We start from the raw sequence: 26,791 nt of genomic DNA, 5'->3' as shown, positions 1-26,791 counted from the left end.
TAGGAGCAATTTTATCGATATTGAAATATATTATTTTTAATGATACTCTTAAAAGTAAAAAGATAGAAGTTCATGTGAAACTTTCTTTATATAATTTGTACTAACTAAATTACCTACTGAGCTCTTTATATCTAAATAAGTTTAGATATGTACTCAGTACATAAATCCGGATGACTATTTTTGTATAGTTTTACCGATGATGATTTTGATTAAAACTGCACATATTATTGGAAAATTAAAAAAAATATTTTATAGATAATATTCATCTTGTTTATAGCATTAAATTGTGTTTTTATTTAATTAATAGAAAATTATTTAACTACTTTGATTTAGCTAACTGTATTGATAAAAATTTAGAGAACTTTTCTTTTAAAAGAAAATTATCATAAATTTTCTATCGTTTTAAATTAGGATTGATTTTTAGTGTGATTATTAATTAGTTAAATAATGTATTAATTTTAAAAAATATTTTTTTATTACTAATTCATAGAATTAGCGTTATATATATAGATAAAAGTAAGTTATCAATAATTTATCTATAAAACTATAGTGAGGCTGGCTGAGGAGGGATTTGAACCCACGGCCAAGAGATTATGATCCTCCTGCTCTACCCCACTGAGCTACTCAGCCTGATTAAAAACTTTATTATATGTATGATCTATATATTTTGTATAATACTTCAAATCAAATAAAGACTCAAGCTTTTTAGGGTCAATAACTTCAAGTAAGTACTTATCTTGTTTTAATTCAGATAAAAAATCATTGTTATTTTCTCGTTTAACTTTCATCGCGTTAGTTTGAACTATTTTGTATGCTTCTTCCCTGGTTAAACCATTGTGTACTAATTCAAGCAACACACGTTGTGAAAAAATTAAGCCTTTTGAAGAATTTAAGTTTTTTTTAATATTTTTCTTATCAATTATCAATTTATCTACTAAATCTGTTAATCTTACTAAGGCAAAATCCATCACTATGCAAGCGTCAGGAACAATACATCTTTCCACAGACGAATGCGATATATCTCGTTCATGCCATAACACGACATTTTCTAAGGCAGGAAATATATAACTACGTATTAAGCGTGAGAGTCCAGTTAAATTTTCACTTAAAATAGGATTACACTTATGTGGCATAGCAGAACTTCCCTTTTGTCCAGTGGAAAAATATTCAAAAACTTCTTCAATTTCAGTTCTTTGTAAATGACGGACTTCAACAGCAACATTTTCAATTGAGCTTGCAATCACTCCTAAAACTAAAAAGAACATAGCATGTCTATCGCGAGGAATTACTTGAGACGATATAGTTTCAGGTGTAAGTCCCATTTTTTTTGCTACATATTCTTCAACAAATGGATTAACATTTGCAAAATTTCCTACTGCACCTGATATTTTACAAACTGAAATTTCTTTTCTCGCACTTATGAGCCTTTGGTAGCTACGTTTAAATTCTGCATAAAACCTAGCAAACTTTAATCCAAATGTTGTCGGTTCTGCATGTATTCCATGACTGCGTCCAACACACACAATATTTTTATAGTTCTTAGCTTTTTTTTTTAATGCTACAAGCAAATTTTGTAAATCTTCAAGCAAAATATCACATGATTCTTTCATCTGCACTGCAAGACATGTATCAAGTATATCAGAGCTTGTTATACCATAATGTAGATAACGCATGTCAACTCCTATTTTTTCAGCAATATATGTTAGGAAAGCCACAAAATCATGCTTTACAATAGATTCAATTTCACTGATACGCTTAATATCAAATTTAATAGCACTAGCAGAAAGTTTTTTAGCAACACTATTTGGAATAACTCCTAACTTTGCTTGAGCTTCACATACTAATTTTTCTATTTTTAGCCATACATTAAATTTATTATTCTCTTTCCAGATAGCAGATACTTTTTCACGACTGTAACGAAAAATCATTAAAATAACTCCCTCCGTTCTCATTTTTGTAAGTATTCAAAATTTATATTTGAGATAGCACTAATTTAGCTATAAAATATTCCCTTGTAATTAGGATGAGAAATTATACTTGGTCAATTTTACACTACCAATAGCTTCTTTACTTAAATCTTATTCAATCTTATGTTGTTGCGACTGCTGTTTTTGATTTTGTAATTTTACCCTTTCTAGCTCATGAATATCTGTTTCTGACCTAACAACATACACGCTAATTGGTACCACTACCTCACTATGCAGCTCTACATTAACTTGATACTCACCCAAATTTTTTATTTTTATTCCATTAAAAGATATTTTACGATGATCAATTTTATGTTCTTGAAATAATAAAGATCCTGCAACTTCTCTCGCAGTTACAGAACCAAAAATTTTGCCGTCTTCAGAAGCTTGTTTTACTAATATCACAAACTTATTAATAAGAGATGCTGCTAACTTTTTTGCTAAATTTAATTTTTCTATATTTTCTCTTTCTAAAAAGGAACGCTGCTCTTCTAGCTTTGCTATACTCTCTTTAGTAGCTTTAACTGCTTTCTTTTGTGGAAAGAGATAATTACGCGCATAACCAGGTTTTACTTTCACAATCTCACCTAGCTTACCAAGAGTTCTTATGTCTTCCTTTAAAATTATCAACATAAATGCCTAATTCTTTTTAGTATAATAAGGAATAAGAGCTAGAAAACGTGCTCTTATAATTGCTAAACGCAATTTTCTTTGTCTTCTTGCACACACACCAGTTAGTCTTCTGGGTAATATTCTACCATAGTCAGAAATAAACTTAGATAATAAATCCATATTCTTATAATCTATATCTTCATCTTTGAATGCAGCAAGAGGGCAAACCTTAGAGCGCCTGAATCCAGCAGTTCTATTGTTATTCATAGAATAAGAATCATTAAAACTGCTCCTTTTTTTTACCATTATGCACTTTGCTCCTCGACTTGTTTATTTATCATATAAGATTTCCCTTCAAAAAATTTATTAACTTGTATAAATAAATGACGAATAATATTTTCATTAAGCTTTATTCTACGTATAAATTCTTCCATAATACCCGAAGTTGAACTTATACACATTATACAATAATGACCACTCTTCATCTTATTTATTGGGTATGCAAAATCTAGTAAACCCCAGTATTCATATTTTATTAATCCTAAAGCTACAACATTTTCTAAAAGAACTTTTAATATTTTATCTAACTCATCTAAATTTATTGCTTCACAATCTTTTAAAATATCTTGAAAAATCTTTGCTAAATTCTCTGAGATACTTACTTTTAAAGTACTTACTATATTGCGAATAAAATTATTCTTAGTAATTTGCTTACCACTCTCTAAGGTTCTGATGAAATTTTGCACTATTTCTAAATTTTTTAATTCATTTTTCAACTCCTTACCAATTTTTAATTTAATTTCTTTTAAATTTGAAAAATTTTCTTCTAGTTCAATAAATAAAATTTTTACGAAATTTTCTAAAAAATCTGAATAATGAATTAAACTCTCTTGAATAGTCTTAGAGCATATTTCTAGTTTTTGTTTCGTAAGTTTTTTGTTTTCTAAAAAACCTTTGACCCCTTGAAAAAGAATATCTCTTTTAATATTTTTTAATAAAATAACTAACTCTTGGAGCATTCCTTCTACTTCTTGCTGTAGTAAGCCTTGTTGTGCCACAAAAGTAAATTCATAAAAATTCACTATTCTAACCTTAAATGTTAACTAATTTTTATTATATTCATACTCTTTTACATAAGCAAGCTATTTGTATTGATCTTCATATCCTTAACCCAACTTAAATTAGATATTTCATGAGCAACCTGAGGGGTAATTAAATATGTATCTGGCAATAAAATACTTACTTTAGTTTTTTCAAGAAAAAGTTCTATCATTACTTTAGTTTTACCCCTGTTTTTTAATATTGAATTTAGTTCCATAGCAACTTTGTGCGAATCTGCACATCCAATTAAGATTAGTTTTTTAATTATAGAAGTGATTCCTTTTGTAAATTCAAATATATCCTTACCAACTAATTTTATTGTACTTTCTGAATTTTCAAGATCAATTATAACAAGTTCTCTGGGCAAAAATAAATTTCTTTTCCTTTCTATTATTGTGTTGTTATAAAATGCTATCTCAAAAATGGAATCTGGATCTGAAAGCTTAAGTATAATAAATCTTCCGTACTCTGAAGTTCTCATACACACATTTAATATTATACCGGCAACTTTTGTTGTTCTATTCTTTCTAAAAAATCCAATATTTAATTTTTCTAAAAGTGTTCTAAATTTTTCAAGCGGATGATTAGTTAAGTAAAACCCTAGTGAAAATAACTCGTGCTCCAGTTTTTCTTCTTCATTAAAGTCTTTTACGTCTTCAAGTTTTAGTTTAAAGTAATCAAGATTATCAAATAAAACAGCTTGGGTTGATTCTTTATTTTGTCTATTTTTATTTGCAAAATAAATTAGTGTATCTATTGACTCATATAACTGCTTTCTATTTTTATGTATACTATCAAATACTCCAGCTTTAATTAAGCTTTCTAGTGCTCTTTTATTTATCAAGTGTCCTGAATTTTGAATAAATTCCCATATATTTTGATAAATGCTTTGACTCATATTGACTATTCCCTCTGCTATAGAGAAACCAACATTACGCAAAGCAGCAATACCATATCGTATGTGTTCTCCCTCTATTGAAAATAAAGCTTGGGATTTATTTATATCAGGTGGAAGAATAGTCACTCCACATATTTTTGCAGCATAGTAAAACAAATTTAGTTTGTCTCTATCACTAATGTTTAAATTCATTGAGGCTGTAAAGAATTCTAATGGGTAATTAGCTTTAAGATAAGCTGTTTGGTAAGATATCACTGCATATGCAGCTGCATGAGATTTATTAAATCCGTAACCAGCGAATTTTGCAACAAGATCAAAAATATGACTGGCCCTATCATAATCAATACCATTTTTTATTGCCCCCTGAACGAAAAATTTGCGTTGCTTATCCATTTCTTCTTTAATTTTCTTACTCATAGCACGCCTAAGTAGATCAGCTTCAGCCAGGCTATATCCAGAAAGAATACGTGCTATTTCCATTACTTGCTCTTGATAAATTATTACTCCAAATGTTTCTTTTAATGTTTCTTCAAGCAAGGGATGAATATAATCTGGCTTTTCAAGTCCATGTTTTCTTGCAATGTAAGTTGAAATATTATTTATAGGACCAGGACGATAGAGAGAGATTAAAGCAATAATATCCTCGATACAGTCTGGTTTTAATTTAATTAAAGCCTCCCTCATTCCCGAACTTTCAAGTTGAAATACTCCGATCGCTTCACCTCTTGAAAGCATTTCATAAGTTTTATAGTCATTTAAAGAAATTAAAGAAATATCAATTTTTTTTCCATTACGGCCAATTAAATGGCATACATGATCTATTAGTGTTAGCGTACCAAGTCCGAGAAAATCAAATTTTATTAGTCCAGCTTTTTCCACATACTTCATACTATACTGAGTAATTGGAAGAGCTGAACTTGGATCATAATAAATAGGAACAAAATTTTCCAATTTTTGATCACATATCACAATTCCAGCAGCATGAGTTGAAATATGACGATATATTCCTTCAAGTTTAAGAGAGATATCAAGAAGTTTTGCAATTACTTCATCACTGTCTCGTTCTTTTTGCAAATTTCTATCAAGTTTTATTGCCTGTGACAGCGTTACAGGATTTACTGGATTAAATGGGACCATTTTAGATATTTTATCTACCTGAATATAAGGCATTTGTAGTACCCTACCAACATCACGTAACACAGCCCTTGCTTGTAATTTTCCAAAAGTGATTATTTGAGCAACATAACCATACTTCTTTCGGACATAATCAATAACTAAGTCTCTCTTTTCTTGACAAAAATCGATATCAAAGTCAGGCATTGATACACGATCAGGGTTTAAAAATCTTTCAAAAATCAAACCAAATTTTATTGGATCAAGATCTGTAATTTGTAAGGCCCAAGCGACGATTGATCCAGCTCCAGAACCTCTTCCTGGACCAACTGGAATGCCATTTATTTTACTCCAACGAATAAAATCAGAAACTATCAAAAAATATCCAGAATAATTCATTGAGGTGATCACACCCAATTCATAATTTAGCCTATTAAAATATCGCTCAAGATCTATATTTATTTTACTTGCAATACGTAATTTTAATCCTGCAATTGCTTGTTCCCTAAGTTCTTCATTCTCAGTTTTATTCTCTCGACAAGGAAATTTAGGCAAAATAGGTTGCCTACTTCTTGGCATATAAGAGCACCTTCTAGCTATCACTGAAGTGTTATGAATTGCTTCAGGAATATCACTAAATAGCCTCTCCATTTCTATCATGGATTTAAAATAATGCTCAGTAGTAGTAGTTGTTTTTTTCTTATTCTCTTCGAGAACGTAATTTCCTTCTGATATACATGTTAATATAACATGAGCTTCATAGTCAGACCTATTTAAAAAAAATACATCGTTTGTTGCAACAAGTGGTACATTGTGCTTGTAAGCAAAGCTTAGTAAAGTTTTCTCAACTTCTACTAACCTTTTACTAAGCCCATGACGTTGTAATTCAACGTATAAATGACCATTGAATGCCAGGAGTAATTTTTCTACCATTTCTCTATCTTGCTTTAATAACAGTTGAACTAATATTCCATCATACCCACCAGTTAAAGCAATTAGACCTGAACTTAAATTTAATAGCTCAGTAAAATTAATGTAAGAAATATCGTTAGTGCTTTTACGCTTTTTAAAAGATTCACTTACCAGAGTGACTAAGTTAGCATAACCTTGCTTATTTTTTGCAAGTAGTAATATGGGTAAATTTTGTTTTGAATGTTGAACTATGATATTACATCCTATTATTAGCTGTATTCCTTTACTTGCCGCATATTCTGCAAATTCAAGTGAGCCAAATAAATTACCTGAATCAGTAATCGCAACTGCTGGCATTTTATACTGTAAGCAAAGGCAAATTAATTCCTCAATTGTAACTGAACTCTCAAGTAGCGAATAAATACTATGAACACGTAGATGTATGAACATAAAAATTTAAAATTAGCAGTAAGAGAATATCATTAATTTATCTATAAAAATACAACTTACAAAAACAAAAATTTACTCAAGTACCAGCAAAAAACTTTTTGATACTCTTAATTAGCTCCTTTACTATAAGGAGTTAAGAGTCTTTAATTTTAAATTTGTGCAATTACAATACAAAAGCATTATTTTTACGTTTAATATCTCACTTTTACACTATGCGTATTTTATGTCTTTAAATAAAAGAACTCTTTCCAATAAAATTTATTTTATATTATATATTCAGGCTAAAACGTACTTATAAAAGTAAGCCTTTTTTCTTATAAAGAAAAATCCTAAGTTTTTTAAAAAATCATAGCTTCAGAGTTAAAAAAAATATTCTTATAAAAAATATTCTTATAAAAGAGATTTATAAAAATTAAATGTTAATCAGCAATGTTAAGTAACACTTCCTCAACTTAATTTACTTGTTAATGCAGTTTTAATCTTTAAAATATAAACTTTCCAGTCCCACTTTATAAGTAGGATAAATTAAAGAGATACCAAGATCTGTTTTAACTTTAACGTTGCTTACTTTTTTTGATCTTAAGTAAAAACTTTGTGCATTCTTTGATAAAGAAGAAATCTCTACCAATTTTGGAACATTAATTCTTAAAAGTTTAGCTGCATATGTCACTATCTCAAATCGTGTAGCAGGTAAATCGTCTGCACAATTATATATTTCCCCAGGTTTTATATTCTTCATAGAAGAAAATAAAATATTCGATATATCCTCAACATGAATACGAGAGAAAACATGTCCTTCTTTTTGAAGATTTTTTATTTTATTAAGTCGCAAGTCAATCAATACATTTCTACCAGGACCATATATTCCAGCTAAACGGAAAATATGTACAGGTAATTTGCTACTTAGCCATTTTTTTTCAGACTTAAGGCGATTTTTTCCTCTAGTTTCTATAGGTCTCGTTTTAGACTCTTCCGTAATCCAATTACCAGCATGGTCACCATAGACACTAGTTGCAGATAAATATCCAAGCCATTTAATATCTTGAAAATAATGACTATACCTCTCTAACACATCATCACCATCTGGAGGAATGGAAACTAAAACATGTGTTACACCTTTAAAGGTATACTCATTTACTTTATCATAATGAAAAAGATCAACTTTTTGTATATCTTGATTGCTTGAAGTACCACTAATTTTCCAATTTAAATCCAATAAACTTTTCGATAAAAACTTAGCTACATATCCGTAACCAAAACAAAATAAATGCATAAAATTAGCTTGTAAAATTTTTTTTAATAAACTCTACACCTAACTTTATTCCTTCTTCATTGATCATATGTTCTAATTTCTTAATCGGATATCCTTCAACATTTATCCCATTTTTCTTTAAAGCTTTAACTGCTAAGTTAAGAGAAGAAAAAGGCACTATGTTGTCAGCATCGCCATGAATAACACACATATTAGGCCTTGATTTAATCTTGGGTGCAACTTTTGAAGGAGAAATAAACCTACCAGAATATGAAACAACCGATGCACAAGATTGAGGTCGGATAAGAGCTATATGTATGGCAAGCATTGCACCTTGAGAAAATCCAATTAAAGAAAGTTGTGTATCTTTCAAGCCAAACTTTTTCAATTTTACATCAATAAAATGATTTACTATTAATGTAGCGTTTTCCACTCCGTTATATAATGCTTCCTCGCTACGATCCTCTAAACTAAACCACTGGTAACCATTACCTATTTCTCTTTTAAATGGGGCATTGGGTACTATAAAGTATGAATCAGGTAAAAATTTGCTCATAATTTTAGCAAGATAAACAAAATTACTACCGCTTGATCCCCAGCCGTGTAAACAAACAATCAAATTTTTCTTATTTTTGTTTACACAAATTTCTGGACCTTCAAGTTCAATCATTTCTTATCTTAGTAGTTATGTATAAACTTTAATTTAACATTAATTTATAAGTTTGTAAAAGCTTTCAATATTATTATATTTTAAAAATAAGAAAAGAAAAATTTTTAGTAACAATTTATTTAAATACATATCCAGTTTTTTTTGATAAAAACTATGAATACTGATAAGGTAATTTTCAAGATTTATAAACCGGCAAAAACTTCAATGCAATCTGGTTTAGGTAATACACGCTTTTGGCATCTAAGGATAAAGCCAGATTCTTATTACATTGAACCTTTAATGGGGTGGATTGGTTCAAAAAATCCTCAAAAACAGATTGTATTAAAATTTAATTCTCTTGAACAAGCAGTATCATATGTAAAAAAACGCAACATTCAATATATAATTGAGATGCCAAAAAATATTAGGAGAATACCAAAATCTTATACAAATAATTTCATATGAAAGTAGTAAAGGTACTGAGAGTAATATATATTATTATTCTTTCATCTTATATAGTGAATTATATCATATAATAATTATGAAGTGAGCTAATATTCTTTATTGTATTGTTATATAATAGAAATAATAAGGATTAGTAATAATACAGTACTAGTAAAATTTAAAATTAGCTCTCCATTTTACCCAATTTTAATTAAGGAAATATAAATTAACTAAATATAACGTGAATTGTATTGTACATAGAAAATTTTTTAAATTCAAAGAAGCAAGAGTAGATTATATATTAATGATATAAACTCTTTAGTACATATTTAATTGATTAGTAAATATACATTAATAATGCTGTGAAAATTACTTGTAATGTAAAATTAAGAATGGTAGACTCTTTTTTTCTTTAAAAGAAGAAAAATTATTAATTTAGCAAACAATAAAATCTTGAAAATTATGCTTTAATAATATAAAAGGTAAAAATAATAGTAGATGTATACTAGTAACATATTGTTACTAATGATTTAATTAACTTCTTCAAAAATTTTATAGAAAAGAACTGAAATTTCTACTAATGTCAATACATATATTAAATGATTATTATAGTAAATTATAGTTTACTATTAAACTTTAAAATAGCTTTAGCTTTAATAACGATCATTTACTAATCATTAATTATAAACATTGGTTTATGAATTCAAAGATGATGTTTTTTTTCAAATATTATAAGCTCTATAGGTAAAAAAAACTTTACTAAACTAAATTAAGATAAATAGATCAAAAAGTTCAGCATAAATATCCACACTAGAACTTAATAATTTTTTCTACTATTTCATTTATTTAGCTATCATGAGTAGAGTAAAAAGCGCTAAATATACCTTAGTTGAGTAGGAAGAGTGACAATGAGTAGAAAATTTAAAAATCGGAAAATTATGTTCTGAGTTCAATAGGTATACTAATTTTGATAAAATTCTGTTTTACATTCAAATGTAAGCAATAAATGAACATTACTTTAAGCATTGTGGTATAGCGCCGACAAGAATGAAGAGATATATATGTTTGACAACTCATTGAAAACGGGAGTAAACACAAAAAAAATTTTAATTAAATCGATCAGTTACTCGATTGAGTTATTAAAGATATCTTTCCAAAAAGAGGCATAATAATTATGCTAATTCTTATATTTATAAAATTAACTTAAATTTTATTTACATTATGTTACAATAAATTAATTTATACACCTGAAAATGATAAACACACAAGATTTATTAGCTTTGATGAGAACAAGACATAGTGGGTGTTTATATAATCCTAATAAACTAGTAAACCAAGAAGAAATCAATCTGCTCATAGAGGCAGCTCGACTTTCTCCTTCATGCTTTGGCGATGAACCTTGGAGATATATAATATGTAACAAGCAAAACAATCAAAATTCATGGGAAAAATTACTGAGTTGTCTTGATAAGTCTAATCAAAAATGGGCTAAAAATGCGCAAATTTTAATTATATCGTTAAGCGCTAAAAATTTCCGAGAGCTAAATAAAGGAAAAAATTTTTGGGCTAAACATGATACTGGTGCAGCAAACTATGCGCTTATGCTACAGGCTGCATCTATAAATTTAATGGCCCATCAGGTAGGAGGTTTTAATAGAAACCAAATAGTCAAGAAATTCAATATACCTAATGGGTTCAATATAACATCAGTGATAGCGGTTGGTTACGAAGAAGAAGGTGCTGAAGTTAAAGAAAAAAAAAGAAGGCCCATAGAGGAAATATTCTTTTATGATGAGTGGCCAGGTGAATTTATCTAACTGTTCTTTATCTTGATATCAAAAACATGACATTATATAGTAGTTAATCCTATTTTTTAATTTTTTACTAATTCTTTGAAAATTTTTCTTTTTCAATTTATAATCTATATTATTTATCCTCATGAAAATAGAATAGCAAAGTATTAACCATATCATTAAAAATGATGAATAAAAATGATGAATCTCTCCTTCTATTATTATCTAGTATTTTTGTTGTAAAGTTATCTTAAATATTTTTAAATATTTTCGTCATATATTTAGAAACCAGTTTCTGATACAAAGTTACATTACGAAAAAGTAATTACATTATTAGTTTCAACTCTATACAAGAGCAATAAACAAAGCTAATGAATTGTACATATCTTATTGCTACTCTCCATAAGCCGTTACTAGTTTTGTTATTAATAAAAATATTTACTCTTTACTCAATAGACCCCAAATTAATAAAAAAATTTTGCTATTGTTGATTTTTACTTAAGCATCTATACTATAAAAATTTATAGTGTACAAAACAATTATGCTGAAAAAATTTTTATTTATATAGTTTTTATTACTCAATGGTAAATAACTTAATAGATAAAATTTCCTATGTAAAGATGCATAGCACTGGTAACAACTTTGTTATCATAGACTCGCGTTCAACAAATAACTTAGAATGGAACTATAGAGAAATTGCTCATCAAAATAGTTGTGATCAGGTAATAGTTATAACTAGCTCTAATATAGCTGATTGCTTTATGCACATTTATAATGCTGATGGTAGCGAAGTTGAAATGTGTGGAAATGCAGCACGTTGTGTTGGATATTTGGTAATGTCAGAAAAAAGTGCTGAATATGCTACTATTGAGTTAATAAATAAACGTATTTTAGAATGTTTTAAGGTTAGTGACAACTTTATAAAAGTTAATATGGGCAAACCATTATTTAAATGGTATGAGATTCCTCTATCTATTAGATGTAACACTCTTTTTTTACCTATAGAGTTTGGGATGCTTAAAGATCCAGTTGCAGTAAATATTGGTAACCCTCACATAGTTTTTTTTGTTGATGACGTAAGTAAAATACCATTGTTAAGCTTAGGTCCAAAATTGGAAAATCATGTCTTCTTTCCAGAAAGGGTTAATGTTAGTATTGTACAGATCAAAAGATCTGGAAAAATAGTTTTAAGAGTTTGGGAAAGAGGCACAGGTATCACTGCTTCATGCGGTAGTGCAGCTTGCGCAGCACTTGTCGCATCTGTACTTCGTAAGTATTTGCTTACTAAGCAAACTTTAGTAAGCTCATCAGGGGGTGACTTGTTAGTTGAATGGAGAAATAACAATATATTTATAGCAGGTAACATGGGATTTTTGTAGCAACAAGACCTTAACTTATGCCATAACTTCTAAAACCTTTTTACCGATTACTGCTGGCGTTTCCGCAATTATAATTCCAGCGCTTTTCATAATTTCTAATTTTGCAGCAGCACTTCCACTACTAGAAGAAATAATAGCACCAGCATGCCCCATACGTCTTCCTGGAGGGGCTGTTTGACCAGCTACAAATCCAAAAATTGGCTTTTTACTTTTCTCTGTCTTTATAAAAGATGATACATCCTCTTCTTCATTTCCACCTATTTCACCAATAATAACAATACCATGAGTCTCGTCATCTTTCAAAAAGAGTTCCATACAGTCAATAAAAGTCATACCATGAACAGGATCCCCTCCAATTCCTATGCATGTTGATTGACCAAGACCAATGGCAGTGATTTGTGCTACTGCTTCATAAGTTAAAGTTCCAGAACGAGATATAATTCCTATATGTCCACGTTTATGAATATGACCAGGCATAATTCCTATTTTGCATTCTTTAGGTGTAATAATCCCTGGACAGTTCGGACCAATTAACCGACTTTTTGAACCTATAAGAGCATATTTAACTTTTATCATATCAAGTATAGGAATACCTTCTGTAATACAAACTATTAACTCTATCTCTGCATTTATTGCTTCAAGTATCGCATCAGCAGCAAACTTGGCAGGTACATATATTACTGTAGCATTTGCATAAGTTTTTTCTTTGGCTTCTGCTACAGTATTAAAAACTGGCAAACCAAGATGAATTTTTCCACCTTTGTTAGGAGTTACGCCGCCAACCATTCTTGTTCCATATCTAATCGCTTGCTCTGAATGAAACGTACCCTGTGCACCAGTAAAACCTTGACATATTAACTTTGTATTTTTATTCACTAGAATGGACATATTTGCTTTACCTTTCTTACTATTTTCTGCGCAGCTTCATTGAGTTCATCTATAGCAATAATAGTTAACTCAGATTCCTCTAAAATTCTTTTTCCTTCTTTAAAATTAGTACCTGATAGTCTAACTACTAAAGGAACTCTAATACTCATTCCTTTTGCGGCTTCAACAATTCCACTCGCAACGATATCACAACGCATTATTCCACCAAATATATTAACCAAAATTCCTCTCACATTGTTATCAGACAATATAATTCTAAATGCTTTGGTAATGGTTTCCTTGCTTGCTCCACCACCTATATCTAAAAAGTTAGCAGGCTTTCCCCCATAGTAGTTTATTATATCCATTGTTGCCATAGCAAGACCTGCACCATTTACCATACAACCAATATTACCATCCATTTTTATATAACTTAGTCCATGCTTTGAAGCTTCTATTTCTTCCTTTATCTCTTCATCATAATCACGGAGTTGCATAATTTCTGGATGACGGTATAAAGCATTGTCGTCAAAGTTAATTTTTGCGTCAAGTGCAATAAAATCTCCAGAATCTGTTTCAGCTAATGGATTAATTTCTATTTGAGTTGCATCAGTTGCAAGAAATGCATTATATATATTTCTTGCAACATCTGTTATTTTTTCTATTTGTTCTTGATTTAAATTGAAACTGCTGCTTAATTTTTTGCTATCAAAACTTATAAAACCAGAAATAGGATGAATGTCAAGCTTTATTATTTTCATAGGAAAATTTTTTGCAACTTTCTCAATATCCATCCCACCTTCTGAAGAAAATATGAATGTTGGTCTGCTAAGTTTTAGATCAACTATTAAACTTAAGTAATACTCTTTCTTAATGCTTGAACTTTCTTCAACATACACCTTTCTTACTTTTTGCCCACTTGGACCTGTTTGAGAAGTGATTAAAGTCATACCAAGCATATTTTTTACAAGCTGTTGAGCTTCTTTAACTGAATTTGCTAGTTTTATACCTCCGGCCTTACCTCTACCACCTGCATGGATTTGAGCTTTAATTATAAGCATGTTAGACTTCAGCCGACTTACTAAAGTTTCTACTTCTTCTGCAGTTGTAGCAACAAAACCATTTGACACTGGAACATTAAATTTGCGCAGAATCTCTTTCGCTTGATATTCATGAACATTCATAAACAATAATTATAAATTTTAAATTACTTACCAACCATAGCGTTGCCTTCTATTCTCTTGTTGGCGTTTCTTTTTTTTAATTTCAGCTTTTTTTTTAGCTCTTATCTCTGACTTTTTTTCATGGTATTGTTTTTTAATTTTTATTCCTCTTCCTTCTTTTTGAATTGTTTTTTTTAATATTGGAAAAGCTCTATTTACATCACCATAATGAACTGATACCTCAATCAAATATATACCCCCCTCAAGAATGTTTTAAAGATCTACTTGTAAATTAGAAAATTAACATTGTCAATTATTTTGTAAATCTAAGTGCCAAATATATATGACTAAAATGTCAAAAATTCTAATCCCAGCCGCTGAAACTTCAAAATCTTTATATTATAACTTTGCCTTACAAGATTAGCTACATTTTAAAGATAAAAATAAAATTATATCAAGAAATTTTCATTGCTCATCTTATTTTTTTGTTGTGATTCTGTTGTTCATATATAGCTTCAAAATCTATAGGATCCAATATAAGAGAAGGAAATCCAGCGCTGCTTGTGATTCTTGCGATTATCTCCCTGACAAAAGGAAAGAGAAAAGTAGGCCCACTGATAAGTAAAGCTTTTCTTGTTACTTCTAAATCCAGCTCTGCAAACTTTTCTATTGAAAAAATACCACAATATTTTGTTTCACAAATAAAAGCAACACCATCCTTTACATTTTCATATTCTACAACCGCTTTAACTTCTATATGCAAAATAACTTCATGAAAAGACCTTTCTTTATCATTTATTTCTTTATTTTCAATTTTTTCCAACTTTACTGAACTGACATTAACTATCACATTAATATTGGGAACTTTTTTTGAGGAAAGGAGTAGTGGATTTGGATTTTCAAATGATAGATCCTTAATATACTGGCCATGAATTTTCATTTTGCGATATAACATTTTTACGTCTCCACATTTAAGTTGAAATATTTAGTATTTTTTTCTATAATTTAAAGTTACTTGTAAGTGAATATAGTCATTTGTAAATGAATAGCAAATTTAAATCACAAGTTGATATAAAATTAAGCAAATCTTATTAAAAAAATTCAATGATTGTTCGGGTATTTTATATGCTGAGGAGTTAATTGATATGGTAGAACTTGTAATATATGCTTTACTAGCAGCATTCATCTTTTCGAGATTGTATAACTCTTTAGGAAAGTTGACAAATCCAAGCTTAAGAAAACTAACTAATGCACTAGATGCAGGCCAAAATAATGAAGATGCAACGGAAGATATTGAAAACTATATTAATAGCAATGACAAAGACTCAATAAAAATTATTTATGAACAAATATTACAAAGAAATAAAAACTTTTCTATTTCTCACTTTATGGAAGGTGCAAACATAGCTTTTGAACTAATAATAAAGTATTTTAATCAAGGAAATTTATCTCAGCTAAAGCCTCTTTTAGATAAAAATTTATATAATAGTTTTATAGAAAAAATCAAACATCGTAAAGAAACACATGAATCTATAATTGTTTCCATTATCTCACAAAAAATTTTAGAACTGAAGTTAGTAAAAAATGTAGTGTTTATTGCAGTATATTTTCTTTCAGAACAAATTAATTTTGTCAAGGACAATAAGGGAAATATTATATCAGGAAGTACATCCACGATTAATAAGGTAGAGGATATATGGCAATTTAAAAAGAATATTAATTCATCAGATCCAAGCTGGCTACTTATTTCTATTAATTATAATAGAGACAATAATGATAAGAATCAAAACATATAATTAAGTAAGGCTAGTATCTCGTTTAAGATCAATTATGGAAAGTAAGCTGCGCGAAATAGTACTTGATACTGAAACCACTGGTCTTGATATCGAGTTTGGTCACCGAATTATTGAAATAGGATGCATAGAATTGATTAACCGTATACCAACAGGTAAAGTATTTCACCAATATCTTAATCCAAAAAGAGATATACCTTATCACTCGTTTAAAATTCATGGAATTAGTAAAGAATTTTTAGAAGATAAGCCATTATTTTCAGATATTGCTCTTGAATTTCTTGATTTTATATCTAGCGATATTCTTATAATTCATAATGCTGAGTTTGATATTAAATTCCTTAATATGGAACTTAGTAAATTAAATGCCGCATTAATTTCTTCAGATCGAGTGCTAGACACGTTATCACTTGCAAGAAAAAAGTTTGCAGGTTCACCTGCATCATTAAGTGCATTATGTAAGCGTTTTAATATATCACTAGAGAATAGAGAATTACATGGAGCATTAATTGATGCTCAGTTACTTGCAAAAGTTTATGTTGAACTTACAGGAGGATTACAAACTTTCTTATTTGATAATCAGTACAAACAACAAGATAACAATTCTATAGTTATTCATAATAAAGTACGTGATTTAGCCTATAGGAAACATTCGCCAACTGATGAAGAAGTCAATGAACACAGAAAACTGTTAGATAAAATCAATAATCCACTTTGGAAAGAACATATTGAATAAATCAATTAACAAGATATAATCTTATTTATTATTTAAGATACTTTAATGATAAAGTTTGTAAGATCATTATTCATTACACTAATAGTATTAGCAGCTATTTTTTTTAGTTATTGTTTTTTTACTAAAAAAGGTATATTTGCCCTAGTAGAGATTAACAATGCAGAAGTTAAAATAGGAAAAGATTTTATCTTGATAAATCAAGATAATCAAATTATACGTAGTGATGATTTTAAAGATAAATATATGATGATTTTTTTTGGGTTTTCTTCATGTAAAAAAGTCTGCCCTATGAATCTTGGAATCATCTCAGAAACACTTGTAAAATTAGATGAAAAAACTCATGAGAAGTTACAAACATTTTTTATAACAATTGATCCTGAACGTGATAATATAGAAAAGCTTAAAGAATTTCATCAACAATTTGATCATAGAATACAGATGTTAACTGGCAAAAAGGAAAAAATAGATGAGGTAATTTCGGGTTATAAAGTTTACACTAGCAAAATTAGTGAAGAAGAAATTAATCATTCTTCGATAATATATTTTATTGGTCCTGGGGGTAAATATATTACACATTTTGTAGCCGATTTGAACTCAGATGCAAGTAGTCAATCTGATAAAATTGCAGCCAAAATTAAGGAATTCATTAATAAGATATGATTCTTTTGTCTAAGTTAATAGACTAAGCTCAAAATATACTGTAAGTAAAAATTAAGGTATATTTTATTATTTACCAACATAGAGTTGTCTTGGTCTATAAACTTTAGTTTCTTTGTCATTCATCATTTCATACCATTGAGTAACCCACCCAGTAGTTCTTGAAAGAGCAAAAATAGCAGTAAACATATTTGAAGGAATGTTAATAGCATTCATTATTATGCCTGAATAAAAATCAACGTTAGGATATAACTTACGAGCAATAAAATATTCATCTTTTAAAGCTATTTTCCCAAGTTTTTTTGCAACTTTAAGTAGCTCATTATTTTGTTCAAGCTTATCTAAAATTTCATCACAGGTATCTTTTAATATACGTGCACGTGGATCATAATTTTTATAAATGCGATGTCCAAACCCCATTAATCTAAATGGATCTTTATCATCTTTAGCTTTTTTAATAAATTTATCTATATCTCCACTTTGTCTTATTTCCTCCAACATATTTATCACAGCTTCATTAGCCCCACCATGTGCTGGTCCCCAAAGCGTAGCAACTCCTGCAGATAAGCTAGCTAATAAATTAGAACCAGCAGATCCTACTAATCTAACAGCTGTTGTAGAAGCATTTTGTTCATGATCAGCGTGAAGAGTAAATATTTTATCTAAAGCTCTTGCAAATAAAGCATTCTTATTTTTATCGAAAATATTACCAAACATCATCATTAAAAATTTTTCACTATAGCTTGATTCATTGTCAGCATTAATAAATACCTGATCATTGATATACCTATATATCATTGCAACAATTATAGGAACTTGTGCTATTATGGAGATTCCAAAACTTAAGTCTTTACTATTAATATTTGTGCCATATTTTTCATAATATAATCCTGATAAACTTGCAAAACATGCAATTAAGATTGACATAGGATGAGCAGTTTTTGGAAATGCTTTAATTACTTCAATCACCTGCTTTGGTACTTTAGATAACTCTTTTATTTTCAGAAAAAATTCTTTATATTGCTCTAAATTAGGTAATTTACCATAGAGTAATAAATAAATCACGGCAGTAAAATCATTATTTTCTGCTAAATCAGCTATATCATGTCCTCTATACCTAAGAGCTCCTTTATCTCCATCGATAAATGTAATTGAAGAAGAACATGAAGATGTAGAAATAAATCCTGGATCATAAGTAAATAATCCTGTTGCCTTATATAAATCCTTAATGCTTAATACATCAGGACCTACCGTTCCTCTTAATATAGGTAGTTCAACCTTTAGTCCGTTACCTAATTCTAATAAAGCTCTTTTATTCATAACTTTTCTTAGACTACTTAAATTTTATGTATAAGGACGTAAATTAAAAAATATACTAACTTAACTTCTTCAGATTAGTAGTTACACTACACTGTCATCAATGCTTTTACTTTTGTATTTAAGCGACTTACCTTACGTGCAGCAGTATTTTTATGAAAAATACCTTTACTTACACACCTATGTAAATTAGATTCGGCATTTCGAAATGCTAAAATGGCATTTTTTTTATCACCTGATTTAATTATATCAATTAACTTTCTAATAGCAGTGCGGGTTTTACTTTTATGAGTTTTATTTATTAAAGTACGTTTTGCTATTACCTTTATCATTTTTTTAGCGCTTTTATGATTTGCCATATTTTATTACCTAAACATTGTATTTTCTTTTTATCATAAGGTTTTTTTACTAATTTGCAATACCAGTTTTTTTTGCAGCCAATTTATTGCTTTTTTCTTCAATGGTTTTTCGTAAACTTTCTAAGAAAATACCTTTACTTAATCCAGGATATATTGGAGATAATATTTTTATTACAGCCTTTCCAGGAATCTTTTTTATAGAAAAGATATGTTTTGGCCAAAATAAACCGGTGTTTAAAGCAACTGGTAATACAGGAACAGATAACATACTGTATAAAGCAGCTACACCTGACTGATACTCAGTTTTTTGACCTGTAACTGCAACTGTTCTAGTACCTTCAGGAAATATAATTATACTCCTATTTTCTTTCATACGTATCTTAGCTAACTTAATGATATAACGTATAGACTTAATACCATCTAAACGATTAATAAAGATCATTCCAAGCGCCATAAGGTGTAAACCGATAAATGGAATCCATTTTAGTTCACGTTTTAAAATAAAAACTGCATTTCGAAATAAAAGCATAAAAATTAATGTTTCAAATGGAGATTGATGCTTAGAAGCTATTATAAAAGGCTGCTTTGGAATATTTTCTATTCCCCTAATCTCATACTCAATGCCACATAATAAACGAAGCATGTATAAAACAACCTTTATTGAGAAAGTAAGTAAAACAGTTCTTATGTGTATAGGAAAAAAGAGTATAGGAAGAGTAATTAAAGTATAAAATACTTCCCATAACACAAGAAAAAAATTAAATAGTAAACTTGAAATCACAAATTTAGATAACTTTATTCAAGTTTAACTTGAATGCAAACTTAAAACAATAAGTTTAATTATACTTTTGAGTAATAGAAAATGTGAATCAGCTCTATAAACTTAGTTTTCATTCTTTGTGAAAAGATGAGCACATATTTTGCTGTAAAAAGGCTAGTAGTATTACTAGGAATTCGTATCATAATTTTATATAAAAATACTTGCTTCCATCATTAATAAAATGAGCAGCAAAGAAAACGTTTAAATTACATGGAGAAGATGATTTACCTTTATCAAAATTACATTTTCTTGCTAATTTCTAATAATATTAATTCTTATCTTAATAATCAGCTATTAATTTTATTATTTAAAGAATGCTAATTAGATCTTAGCCCAAATACCATATTATGGTAAACTAATAAATGATTTAAAGACTTTTAAAATGAAAAAATGTTTTATTTTTTTTATTTCTTTTCTTCCTTTGTAATCATATAACATTCTTTATCACTATTATTTTTAATGTAATACCTCACGTAATTTTTCTTCTTGCTCTCTTTATTTATATGCTTATGATCTTTGATGTGTTCATTATTATACAAACATTTTTCTAACACTTAAAATTTTTAAAGAGCGAAAATTTTTTCTTTTTAATTTATTATCACTGATAGGATTAGATTAAAAATCTGTTATTCATCATTAAATAAGCACTATAGAAATCTTCATAGTAGGATGTCTTTCTTTTGATACAAAACTACTTTTGTATTTTTTTAATATGAACTTAAAATTTTACATAATCCTTAATGTTAGTTTAACTTAATTAACTAAAAGTACCTAATTTTTAAAAAATTCCTTAGTTAAAATAAATCTAAATCTTAATTTTCTAAAGTATTTAGCATAACAGATTTTTCTACATCAAAGTGTTTATATAATATGTTGTAAAAATTTTCTTTTTCATCTTACAACTATTTATTCTGTATCACTATTTTCTATGTTTATTTCTTTGACTATAGTCTGATTAGGAATATCTCTTACTGAAAAATAAAAAATAAATAAAGCACTTATCAAAACTATAAGTATAATAAACTTCCATCTAGTTTTTTTTTTGATTTTGTCTTACCTCTACCATATTGATCATAATATCAAGATTTATAGAAAGTACTTATAATATATCATTATCATATTCTAAATATATATACCTATATTATATATAGTCTTTATATAACATCATATAATCAGACAATAGCTCATAAGTATCAATATCAATAAATTCTCAATATATACAAAAGTTACTCTTTTTTAATAAAGTATTAATAAAAGGAATAGTAATATTTGATCCCATAGACTCATTATCTATTTTCTCTATAATTTTATTCACACTATAAAAAGAACGCTCTACTCTTGCTAAAATATAGTCAACTATCCTTAGATTAACCTTCAATTGTTTGTCTGAAAATCTTTTTATCAACATAATTCTTAGCAATTCTCCACTTGCAGGTGGAATCTTCACAGTGACAGTTGATAATATACGAGAACTCAAATCTTTTAACTTCAAATTAAGCTTTTTTGGTAAAGCTGAAGAAGTAATAAGTAGCCTTTTATTATTTTCTTTCATATAATTATAACAGTGCAATAACATTACTTGGTCTTGAATATTTTGTATGTCTTCTAAAATAAAAGCATTGCTATATCTCATCTCACTTATAAAATCATTTACATTAATAAAGATTGCATTGTTTACTAATCGCCAGATATGAGCAAGGTGAGTTTTACCTGAGCCTTTAGGACCAAAAAGGATTAAAGATTTCCAAGATAGGTCATCAATTACCAAATTATATACATGTTTATTTTCATCTAAGATAATAAAATTTTGCCAACTATAATCAGTTTGATTATCTTTAAATAAATTTAACTGTACATTAAACATATTATACACCTGTCACAAGCTTGTATAAAATTTATTCATCCATATTTTTTAATACATTATGATATATTATAATTTATTCTTTAATTATCAAAAACTAGTTATATAAAAAAAATTCGCCAGATGCATTAGAAAAAACATCAAAAAAAATTTAGAATTTTTTCTATAGAAGAAGAATAGGAGCTCACTTACTAGCGTTACTATAATAAAAGTAGATTATATATATAAAGATGTTATCAATAGTTCTAATAAATAGCGTTATAAATTAACCTAAAATTAAAGCTCAACATTTCTAAGATGATATTATTTAAATATTAAAAGCACTTATGAAATAAGATATATAATTATCACAATTTTACTTAATTTTTAAATTAAAATTAAATAATCACTTTCTGTCTTTAATTTAAAGAAACTTGACATAATATAATGTTAGCATAAAAAATAACACTAGTATAAATCTTAATCAATGTTGAGAGTGTAGCATGTTTTTTTATTCTTTTAAACTTTACTGCTAGTTAATTAAGTAAGTGTATAACAATAAGAGATACAAAATATTATAAAAAATATATGATATATTAGAATAAATTTTGCTATGGCAATTCATAAAAAAATATACAACTTCTATTCACATTAAAAAAATTTCTTTAATATCAATTATGCTTCTATAACCATTTTATAAAGCTTATAATGGTGAATACAAAACATTATATTGTTCATATCATTTTCTATTTTTAACATGTTTAAGCTCTTTCAGTATATTTATCAATTCTTATATAATTATAAAAGAATAGATGGTTTTTATGATAATAAAATTGGTAACTTAGTGAAGAGCAACTTTGCTTCTGTTTACCTAATGTTCAACTTATCACAATAAAAATACTGTGAAAAGAGGCCTAATCTTTAGTGTTTTAACTCGAAAAAATTATCGTCTTTATTTTTTGTAGAAGAAGATGGTGTGTTATTCATACTACCTCCTTCAATTGAAATAATGGGTTGTATTAAAGCAACTTTTATTACCTCATCAATATTTTTAACAAGAACTATATTAATCTTTTCCTTAATCTTTGCTGGAATTTCTTGCATATCCTTTTCATTTTCACAAGGTATAATCACAGTCTTAATTTCCCCTCTGAGTGCTGCAAGTAATTTTTCTCTCAAGCCTCCAATAGCTAAAACTTTACCACGTAATGTAACTTCACCTGTCATAGCAATACTTTTATCAACTGGTATATTCGTCATAAGAGAAACAATAGATGTACAGACTGCACTACCAGCAGAAGGTCCATCCTTTGGTACGGCACCTTCAGGTATATGTAAATGTATACTATTACTTTGAAATTTTTCAGGCTCTATACCAAAAAACAAGCAATTTGATCGAATATAACTATATGCAGCTTTTATAGATTCTTGCATTATTTCTCCAAGTTTTCCAGTATATTTTATTTCTCCCTTACCAGGAATTAAAACTGACTCTATCATTAAAATATCACCACCTGTTTCAGTATAAGCAAGTCCAGTTACTACTCCTACTAAATTTTCATTTTCCATAGTACCAAAAGTATATTTACGTATTCCTAAATAATCTTGTAAACTATTCATTTCCACGGATATCTTTTTGCTTTTATCAGTCAGTATCTTTTTAACTGCTTTTCTCATAAGCTTTGCAAGCTCTCTCTCCATATTACGTACACCGCTTTCACGTGTATATAAACGTATTAACCCGCACAATGCATCATCAGTTATACTCCATTCCTTTTGACGCAAACCATGCTCTTTTTTTAATTTAGGAATCAAATAATATCTAGCGATATTGATCTTTTCATCTTCAGTATAACCAGACAATTGTATAATTTCCATCCTATCACGTAAAGGATGTGGCAAATTTAAGCTGTTTGCTGTAGCTACAAACATTACACTTGAAAGATCAAACTCAACTTCTAAATAATGATCTGTAAAGTGCTTATTGTGTTCTGTATCTAAAACTTCAAGTAATGCAGATGCAGGATTATCACGTAAATCAGAACCCATTTTATCTATCTCATCAAGTAAAAAGAGCGGATTGCACGAATTAGCTTTTTTCATATGTTGAATAATTTTACCAGGCATTGAACCAATATAAGTTTTTCTATGACCACGTATCTCAGATTCATCGCGTACACCACCAAGAGATATACGAACAAAATCCCTTCCTACTGCTTTTGCTATAGAGTGAGCTAAAGAGGTTTTACCAACACCAGGAGGACCAACTAGGCAAAGTATAGGACCTTTTATCTTTTTTACTCTTTTTAATACTGCCATAAATTCTATTATTCGATCTTTTACTTTCTCTATACCATAATGGTTTTTATCCAAGATTTTCTTTGCTGTATTTAAGTTAATTTTTGTATCTTTATACTTTCCCCATGGCAGATCAAGTAACCAATACAAATAATTAGATATAACTGTAGCTTCAGGAGAAACTGGATTCATTTTTCTATATCTTTTTAATTCAGCCACAGCTTTTTCTTTTGCTTCTTGGGAAAGCTTTGTTTCGTTTATCTTCTTCTCAAATTCATTTACTGCACTTCCTTCTTCTCCATTCTCAAATTCACCTAATTCTTTCTGTATAGCTTTTAATTGTTCATTAAGATAATAAGCTTTTTGAGTACTCTCAACTTGAGATTTAATTGTTTTACATAAACGGTTTTGTGCATCTAAAATACTTATTTCTCTTTCAATAAAAGCAAAAGTTTTTCTTAAACGTTCTATTGGAGCATAAGTTTCAAGTATACTTTGTTTGTCTGATGCTTTTACACCTAAGCACGAAACTATTGTATCTACAAGCTGATCAAGCTTTTTAATCTGCTCAACGGGATTCACAATAATTTCAGGATGATTCTTCTTGTTTAGTTTGCACCAGCTGTCAAATGCACTTATAACAGATCTTCTCAAAGCCTCTAGATCAATATTATCTTCATTTTCTTCATGTTCATGATAACTACCCAACTCTACTTTAGCTTGTAATAAAGTATGAGAGTTAATATATTCTAAAACTCTTCCTCTATTTATTCCTTGGACTACAACTTTTACTGCATTATCAGGCAATTTTATTAATGATTGTACAATATTTGCTAATACACCTACCTCATAAAGGTCTTCTGGCTCCGGGTTATCAATAGAACCATCTCGTTGTGTTACAAGAAAAATCTCATTTTGGTGACTGCTGCTATCAATCGCATACTCTAATGCATGAATAGACCTTTCCCTACCTATAAATAAAGGAACTACCATACTTGGAAAAATTACTACATCCCTTAAAGGCAATACTGGTAACGTAGCAAAACTAGAATCTATAGTACATTCAACACTCATAACATGAGACCCATATCAATCATTAACTGTTATAACAGTACCTTTATTACTACGATTAATCACTGCTTTTCCTAGCTCTACCATTTCTTTAGTAATTACTATTGTACTGCCTTCAAAACCTCCATTTCCAGCTGTATACATAACATCAAGTAAAAGTGATTCTAAAATAGCACGTAACATTCTTGCACCCGTTTTGTAACTCATAGCCTTTTCAGCAATAGCTGATATTGCTTCATCTGTAAACTTAAGATTTACTTTACTAAATGCAAGTAATGCCTTATATTGTTTTATCAGTGCGTTTCTTGGCTCTATTAATACATGCACTAAATCTTCATGGTTTAATTCATCTAAAACAGCAGTTATTTGAACTCGCCCTACAAATTCTGGTATTAAACCAAATTTAATTAAATCCTCAGGTTGAACATCATGCAAAATATTCTTTTTTTTCTGTTCCCTAGACTGACTAATATCTGCTCCAAAACCAACTGATGTTCCTCTTTTTCTCGCTTCAATGATCTTATCTAAACCTTCAAAAGCCCCTCCACAGATAAATAATATATTATTAGTATCCACTTGAATAAGTTCCTGTTGTGGATGTTTACGTCCACCATGCGGCGGAACATAAGCAACTGTACCTTCCATAATTTTAAGTAGAGCTTGCTGGACTCCTTCACCTGAAACATCACGCGTTATTGAAGTACTTTCAGACTTTCTTGTAATTTTATCTATTTCATCTATGAATACTATACCACGCTGTGCTTTTGTAACATCATAATTTGCAGCTTGTAATAGACGCGATAATACACTTTCTACATCATCACCTACATAGCCTGCTTCCGTGAGAGTTGTTGCATCAGCCATAGCAAATGGCACATCTGAGACTTTGGCAAGCGTTTTAGCTAATAAAGTTTTACCAGAACCAGTGGGACCAATAAGCATTACATTTGACTTTTCAATCTCAACGTCACTTATAGAGTGAATTTGTGCCATAGATTGACAATGGTTATACATAGCCACAGACAAAACGTGTTGTGCATGTTCTTGACCAACAACATGTTTACTAAGAAAATTTTTTATGTCCTCAGGTTTCTTTAATAATAACTTTACATCAGATATATAATCTGAATTAAAAGGTCCACCTTTCTTTTGATTTATTGCTTTATGAGATAATTCTATGCATTCATTACAAATAAACACTTTAAAGCCATCCGAAGAATTAGTTATTAATTTATCTACCTCATTTTGAGCTTTATTACAAAAAGAACAACGGTGTAAATCATCATTATTATCCATTAAT

23 protein-coding genes and 1 tRNA gene are annotated in these 26,791 nt (G+C 28.8%); 6 read left to right on the top strand and 18 right to left on the bottom strand.

The window, feature by feature from the left end:
* Positions 1 to 556 precede the first annotated feature (556 nt).
* The 8 genes from GOY14_RS01905 to GOY14_RS01870 all read right to left on the bottom strand — a co-directional run bounded on the left by GOY14_RS01905 (position 557) and on the right by GOY14_RS01870 (position 8,975).
* Positions 557 to 630, bottom strand: a tRNA-Met gene (locus GOY14_RS01905).
* Complete coding sequence (purB, locus tag GOY14_RS01900; protein WP_175809613.1) at positions 621 to 1,928, bottom strand: adenylosuccinate lyase; 1,308 nt, start codon at positions 1,926 to 1,928, stop codon at positions 621 to 623. Before purB ends, GOY14_RS01905 begins: the two co-directional genes overlap by 10 nt.
* 150 nt (positions 1,929 to 2,078) lie before the next feature.
* Positions 2,079 to 2,600 carry a 50S ribosomal protein L9 gene (gene rplI / locus GOY14_RS01895; protein WP_175809612.1) on the bottom strand — a complete coding sequence of 174 codons (522 nt, stop codon included), beginning with the start codon at positions 2,598 to 2,600 and terminating at the stop codon, positions 2,079 to 2,081.
* Positions 2,601 to 2,606: 6 nt separating this feature from the next.
* Positions 2,607 to 2,885 (bottom strand): 30S ribosomal protein S18, encoded by a 279-nt coding sequence (gene rpsR / locus GOY14_RS01890; RefSeq protein WP_175809611.1) that lies wholly within the window; start codon positions 2,883 to 2,885, stop codon positions 2,607 to 2,609.
* A complete protein-coding gene (gene rpsF / locus GOY14_RS03365) occupies positions 2,885 to 3,214 on the bottom strand; it encodes a 30S ribosomal protein S6 (protein ID WP_410543572.1) in 330 nt (109 codons plus the stop codon). The genes rpsR and rpsF overlap by 1 nt, the downstream gene beginning before the upstream one ends.
* Before the next feature lie 494 nt (positions 3,215 to 3,708).
* Complete coding sequence (gene dnaE / locus GOY14_RS01880; protein ID WP_175809609.1) at positions 3,709 to 7,053, bottom strand: DNA polymerase III subunit alpha; 3,345 nt, start codon at positions 7,051 to 7,053, stop codon at positions 3,709 to 3,711.
* A gap of 475 nt (positions 7,054 to 7,528) precedes the next feature.
* The gene (locus GOY14_RS01875) at positions 7,529 to 8,326 is read right to left on the bottom strand and encodes an SDR family oxidoreductase (protein WP_175809608.1); all 798 of its coding nucleotides are present in this window, start codon (positions 8,324 to 8,326) and stop codon (positions 7,529 to 7,531) included.
* A gap of 4 nt (positions 8,327 to 8,330) precedes the next feature.
* Positions 8,331 to 8,975 carry an alpha/beta hydrolase gene (locus tag GOY14_RS01870; protein WP_175809607.1) on the bottom strand — a complete coding sequence of 215 codons (645 nt, stop codon included), beginning with the start codon at positions 8,973 to 8,975 and terminating at the stop codon, positions 8,331 to 8,333.
* A gap of 153 nt (positions 8,976 to 9,128) precedes the next feature.
* Here GOY14_RS01870 and GOY14_RS01865 point away from each other — a divergent pair, with 153 nt between their 5' ends.
* From GOY14_RS01865 to dapF, 3 genes are all read left to right on the top strand, one after another.
* Positions 9,129 to 9,419, top strand: coding sequence for an NADH dehydrogenase ubiquinone Fe-S protein 4 (locus tag GOY14_RS01865; protein ID WP_175809606.1), 291 nt, complete (start codon positions 9,129 to 9,131; stop codon positions 9,417 to 9,419).
* A gap of 1,232 nt (positions 9,420 to 10,651) precedes the next feature.
* A complete protein-coding gene (locus GOY14_RS01860; protein WP_175809605.1) occupies positions 10,652 to 11,215 on the top strand; it encodes a nitroreductase family protein in 564 nt (187 codons plus the stop codon).
* Positions 11,216 to 11,772: 557 nt separating this feature from the next.
* On the top strand, positions 11,773 to 12,570 hold the full coding sequence (gene dapF, locus GOY14_RS01855; protein WP_175809604.1) for a diaminopimelate epimerase: 798 nt from the start codon (positions 11,773 to 11,775) through the stop codon (positions 12,568 to 12,570).
* Positions 12,571 to 12,585: 15 nt separating this feature from the next.
* On the opposite strand, the gene sucD is transcribed toward dapF, so the two are convergent.
* From sucD to secB, 4 genes are all read right to left on the bottom strand, one after another.
* Entirely contained in the window at positions 12,586 to 13,458 is an 873-nt protein-coding gene (gene sucD / locus GOY14_RS01850) for a succinate--CoA ligase subunit alpha (RefSeq protein WP_175809603.1), read from the bottom strand.
* Complete coding sequence (gene sucC, locus GOY14_RS01845; protein WP_175809602.1) at positions 13,446 to 14,621, bottom strand: ADP-forming succinate--CoA ligase subunit beta; 1,176 nt, start codon at positions 14,619 to 14,621, stop codon at positions 13,446 to 13,448. The genes sucD and sucC overlap by 13 nt, the downstream gene beginning before the upstream one ends.
* Positions 14,622 to 14,648: 27 nt before the next feature.
* Positions 14,649 to 14,849: a 30S ribosomal protein S21 gene (locus GOY14_RS01840; protein ID WP_175809601.1), complete on the bottom strand. Its 201-nt coding sequence runs from the start codon at positions 14,847 to 14,849 to the stop codon at positions 14,649 to 14,651.
* Between the two features lie 223 nt (positions 14,850 to 15,072).
* On the bottom strand, positions 15,073 to 15,555 hold the full coding sequence (secB, locus tag GOY14_RS01835; protein WP_175809600.1) for a protein-export chaperone SecB: 483 nt from the start codon (positions 15,553 to 15,555) through the stop codon (positions 15,073 to 15,075).
* Between the two features lie 190 nt (positions 15,556 to 15,745).
* Here secB and GOY14_RS01830 point away from each other — a divergent pair, with 190 nt between their 5' ends.
* The 3 genes from GOY14_RS01830 to GOY14_RS01820 are packed head-to-tail and all read left to right on the top strand — an operon-like array spanning position 15,746 to position 17,789.
* Entirely contained in the window at positions 15,746 to 16,396 is a 651-nt protein-coding gene (locus tag GOY14_RS01830; protein WP_175809599.1) for a Tim44/TimA family putative adaptor protein, read from the top strand.
* Positions 16,397 to 16,430: 34 nt separating this feature from the next.
* Entirely contained in the window at positions 16,431 to 17,129 is a 699-nt protein-coding gene (dnaQ, locus tag GOY14_RS01825) for a DNA polymerase III subunit epsilon (protein WP_175809598.1), read from the top strand.
* A gap of 45 nt (positions 17,130 to 17,174) precedes the next feature.
* Positions 17,175 to 17,789, top strand: a complete 615-nt coding sequence (locus GOY14_RS01820; protein ID WP_175809597.1) for an SCO family protein — start codon at positions 17,175 to 17,177, stop codon at positions 17,787 to 17,789.
* 66 nt (positions 17,790 to 17,855) lie between these two features.
* On the opposite strand, the gene GOY14_RS01815 is transcribed toward GOY14_RS01820, so the two are convergent.
* The 6 genes from GOY14_RS01815 to clpX all read right to left on the bottom strand — a co-directional run bounded on the left by GOY14_RS01815 (position 17,856) and on the right by clpX (position 26,787).
* A complete protein-coding gene (locus GOY14_RS01815) occupies positions 17,856 to 19,106 on the bottom strand; it encodes a citrate synthase (RefSeq protein WP_175809596.1) in 1,251 nt (416 codons plus the stop codon).
* A gap of 86 nt (positions 19,107 to 19,192) precedes the next feature.
* The gene (gene rpsT / locus GOY14_RS01810) at positions 19,193 to 19,462 is read right to left on the bottom strand and encodes a 30S ribosomal protein S20 (RefSeq protein ID WP_175809595.1); all 270 of its coding nucleotides are present in this window, start codon (positions 19,460 to 19,462) and stop codon (positions 19,193 to 19,195) included.
* Positions 19,463 to 19,511: 49 nt separating this feature from the next.
* Complete coding sequence (locus GOY14_RS01805; RefSeq protein WP_175809594.1) at positions 19,512 to 20,243, bottom strand: lysophospholipid acyltransferase family protein; 732 nt, start codon at positions 20,241 to 20,243, stop codon at positions 19,512 to 19,514.
* 1,249 nt (positions 20,244 to 21,492) lie between these two features.
* Positions 21,493 to 22,146, bottom strand: coding sequence for a DnaA ATPase domain-containing protein (locus GOY14_RS01800; RefSeq protein WP_175809593.1), 654 nt, complete (start codon positions 22,144 to 22,146; stop codon positions 21,493 to 21,495).
* Between the two features lie 897 nt (positions 22,147 to 23,043).
* The gene (gene lon, locus GOY14_RS01795) at positions 23,044 to 25,494 is read right to left on the bottom strand and encodes an endopeptidase La (RefSeq protein WP_175809592.1); all 2,451 of its coding nucleotides are present in this window, start codon (positions 25,492 to 25,494) and stop codon (positions 23,044 to 23,046) included.
* A 15-nt stretch (positions 25,495 to 25,509) separates the two neighbouring features.
* Positions 25,510 to 26,787, bottom strand: a complete 1,278-nt coding sequence (clpX, locus tag GOY14_RS01790) for an ATP-dependent Clp protease ATP-binding subunit ClpX (RefSeq protein ID WP_175809591.1) — start codon at positions 26,785 to 26,787, stop codon at positions 25,510 to 25,512.
* Positions 26,788 to 26,791: the final 4 nt, after the last annotated feature.

The organism is Wolbachia endosymbiont of Dipetalonema caudispina, assembly GCF_013365495.1.
Taxonomy (GTDB): Bacteria; Pseudomonadota; Alphaproteobacteria; order Rickettsiales; family Anaplasmataceae; genus Wolbachia.
This window is presented reverse-complemented; position numbering and strand designations above follow the sequence as displayed.

What these genes read in the sequence shown, in the direction of transcription:
- dnaQ (WP_175809598.1), top strand. Translation starts at nt 16,431, where the DNA reads ATGGAAAGTAAGCTGCGCGAAATAGTACTTGATACTGAAACCACTGGT.
- dapF (WP_175809604.1), top strand. Translation starts at nt 11,773, where the DNA reads ATGGTAAATAACTTAATAGATAAAATTTCCTATGTAAAGATGCATAGC.
- lon (WP_175809592.1), bottom strand. Translation starts at nt 25,494, where the DNA reads ATGAGTGTTGAATGTACTATAGATTCTAGTTTTGCTACGTTACCAGTA.
- sucD (WP_175809603.1), bottom strand. Translation starts at nt 13,458, where the DNA reads ATGTCCATTCTAGTGAATAAAAATACAAAGTTAATATGTCAAGGTTTT.
- secB (WP_175809600.1), bottom strand. Translation starts at nt 15,555, where the DNA reads ATGTTATATCGCAAAATGAAAATTCATGGCCAGTATATTAAGGATCTA.
- GOY14_RS01815 (WP_175809596.1), bottom strand. Translation starts at nt 19,106, where the DNA reads ATGAATAAAAGAGCTTTATTAGAATTAGGTAACGGACTAAAGGTTGAA.
- GOY14_RS01820 (WP_175809597.1), top strand. Translation starts at nt 17,175, where the DNA reads ATGATAAAGTTTGTAAGATCATTATTCATTACACTAATAGTATTAGCA.
- GOY14_RS01865 (WP_175809606.1), top strand. Translation starts at nt 9,129, where the DNA reads ATGAATACTGATAAGGTAATTTTCAAGATTTATAAACCGGCAAAAACT.
- GOY14_RS01860 (WP_175809605.1), top strand. Translation starts at nt 10,652, where the DNA reads ATGATAAACACACAAGATTTATTAGCTTTGATGAGAACAAGACATAGT.
- rplI (WP_175809612.1), bottom strand. Translation starts at nt 2,600, where the DNA reads ATGTTGATAATTTTAAAGGAAGACATAAGAACTCTTGGTAAGCTAGGT.
- clpX (WP_175809591.1), bottom strand. Translation starts at nt 26,787, where the DNA reads ATGGATAATAATGATGATTTACACCGTTGTTCTTTTTGTAATAAAGCT.
- GOY14_RS01875 (WP_175809608.1), bottom strand. Translation starts at nt 8,326, where the DNA reads ATGCATTTATTTTGTTTTGGTTACGGATATGTAGCTAAGTTTTTATCG.
- sucC (WP_175809602.1), bottom strand. Translation starts at nt 14,621, where the DNA reads ATGAATGTTCATGAATATCAAGCGAAAGAGATTCTGCGCAAATTTAAT.
- rpsT (WP_175809595.1), bottom strand. Translation starts at nt 19,462, where the DNA reads ATGGCAAATCATAAAAGCGCTAAAAAAATGATAAAGGTAATAGCAAAA.
- rpsR (WP_175809611.1), bottom strand. Translation starts at nt 2,885, where the DNA reads ATGGTAAAAAAAAGGAGCAGTTTTAATGATTCTTATTCTATGAATAAC.
- dnaE (WP_175809609.1), bottom strand. Translation starts at nt 7,053, where the DNA reads ATGTTCATACATCTACGTGTTCATAGTATTTATTCGCTACTTGAGAGT.
- GOY14_RS01800 (WP_175809593.1), bottom strand. Translation starts at nt 22,146, where the DNA reads ATGTTTAATGTACAGTTAAATTTATTTAAAGATAATCAAACTGATTAT.
- GOY14_RS01870 (WP_175809607.1), bottom strand. Translation starts at nt 8,975, where the DNA reads ATGATTGAACTTGAAGGTCCAGAAATTTGTGTAAACAAAAATAAGAAA.
- purB (WP_175809613.1), bottom strand. Translation starts at nt 1,928, where the DNA reads ATGATTTTTCGTTACAGTCGTGAAAAAGTATCTGCTATCTGGAAAGAG.
- GOY14_RS01830 (WP_175809599.1), top strand. Translation starts at nt 15,746, where the DNA reads ATGGTAGAACTTGTAATATATGCTTTACTAGCAGCATTCATCTTTTCG.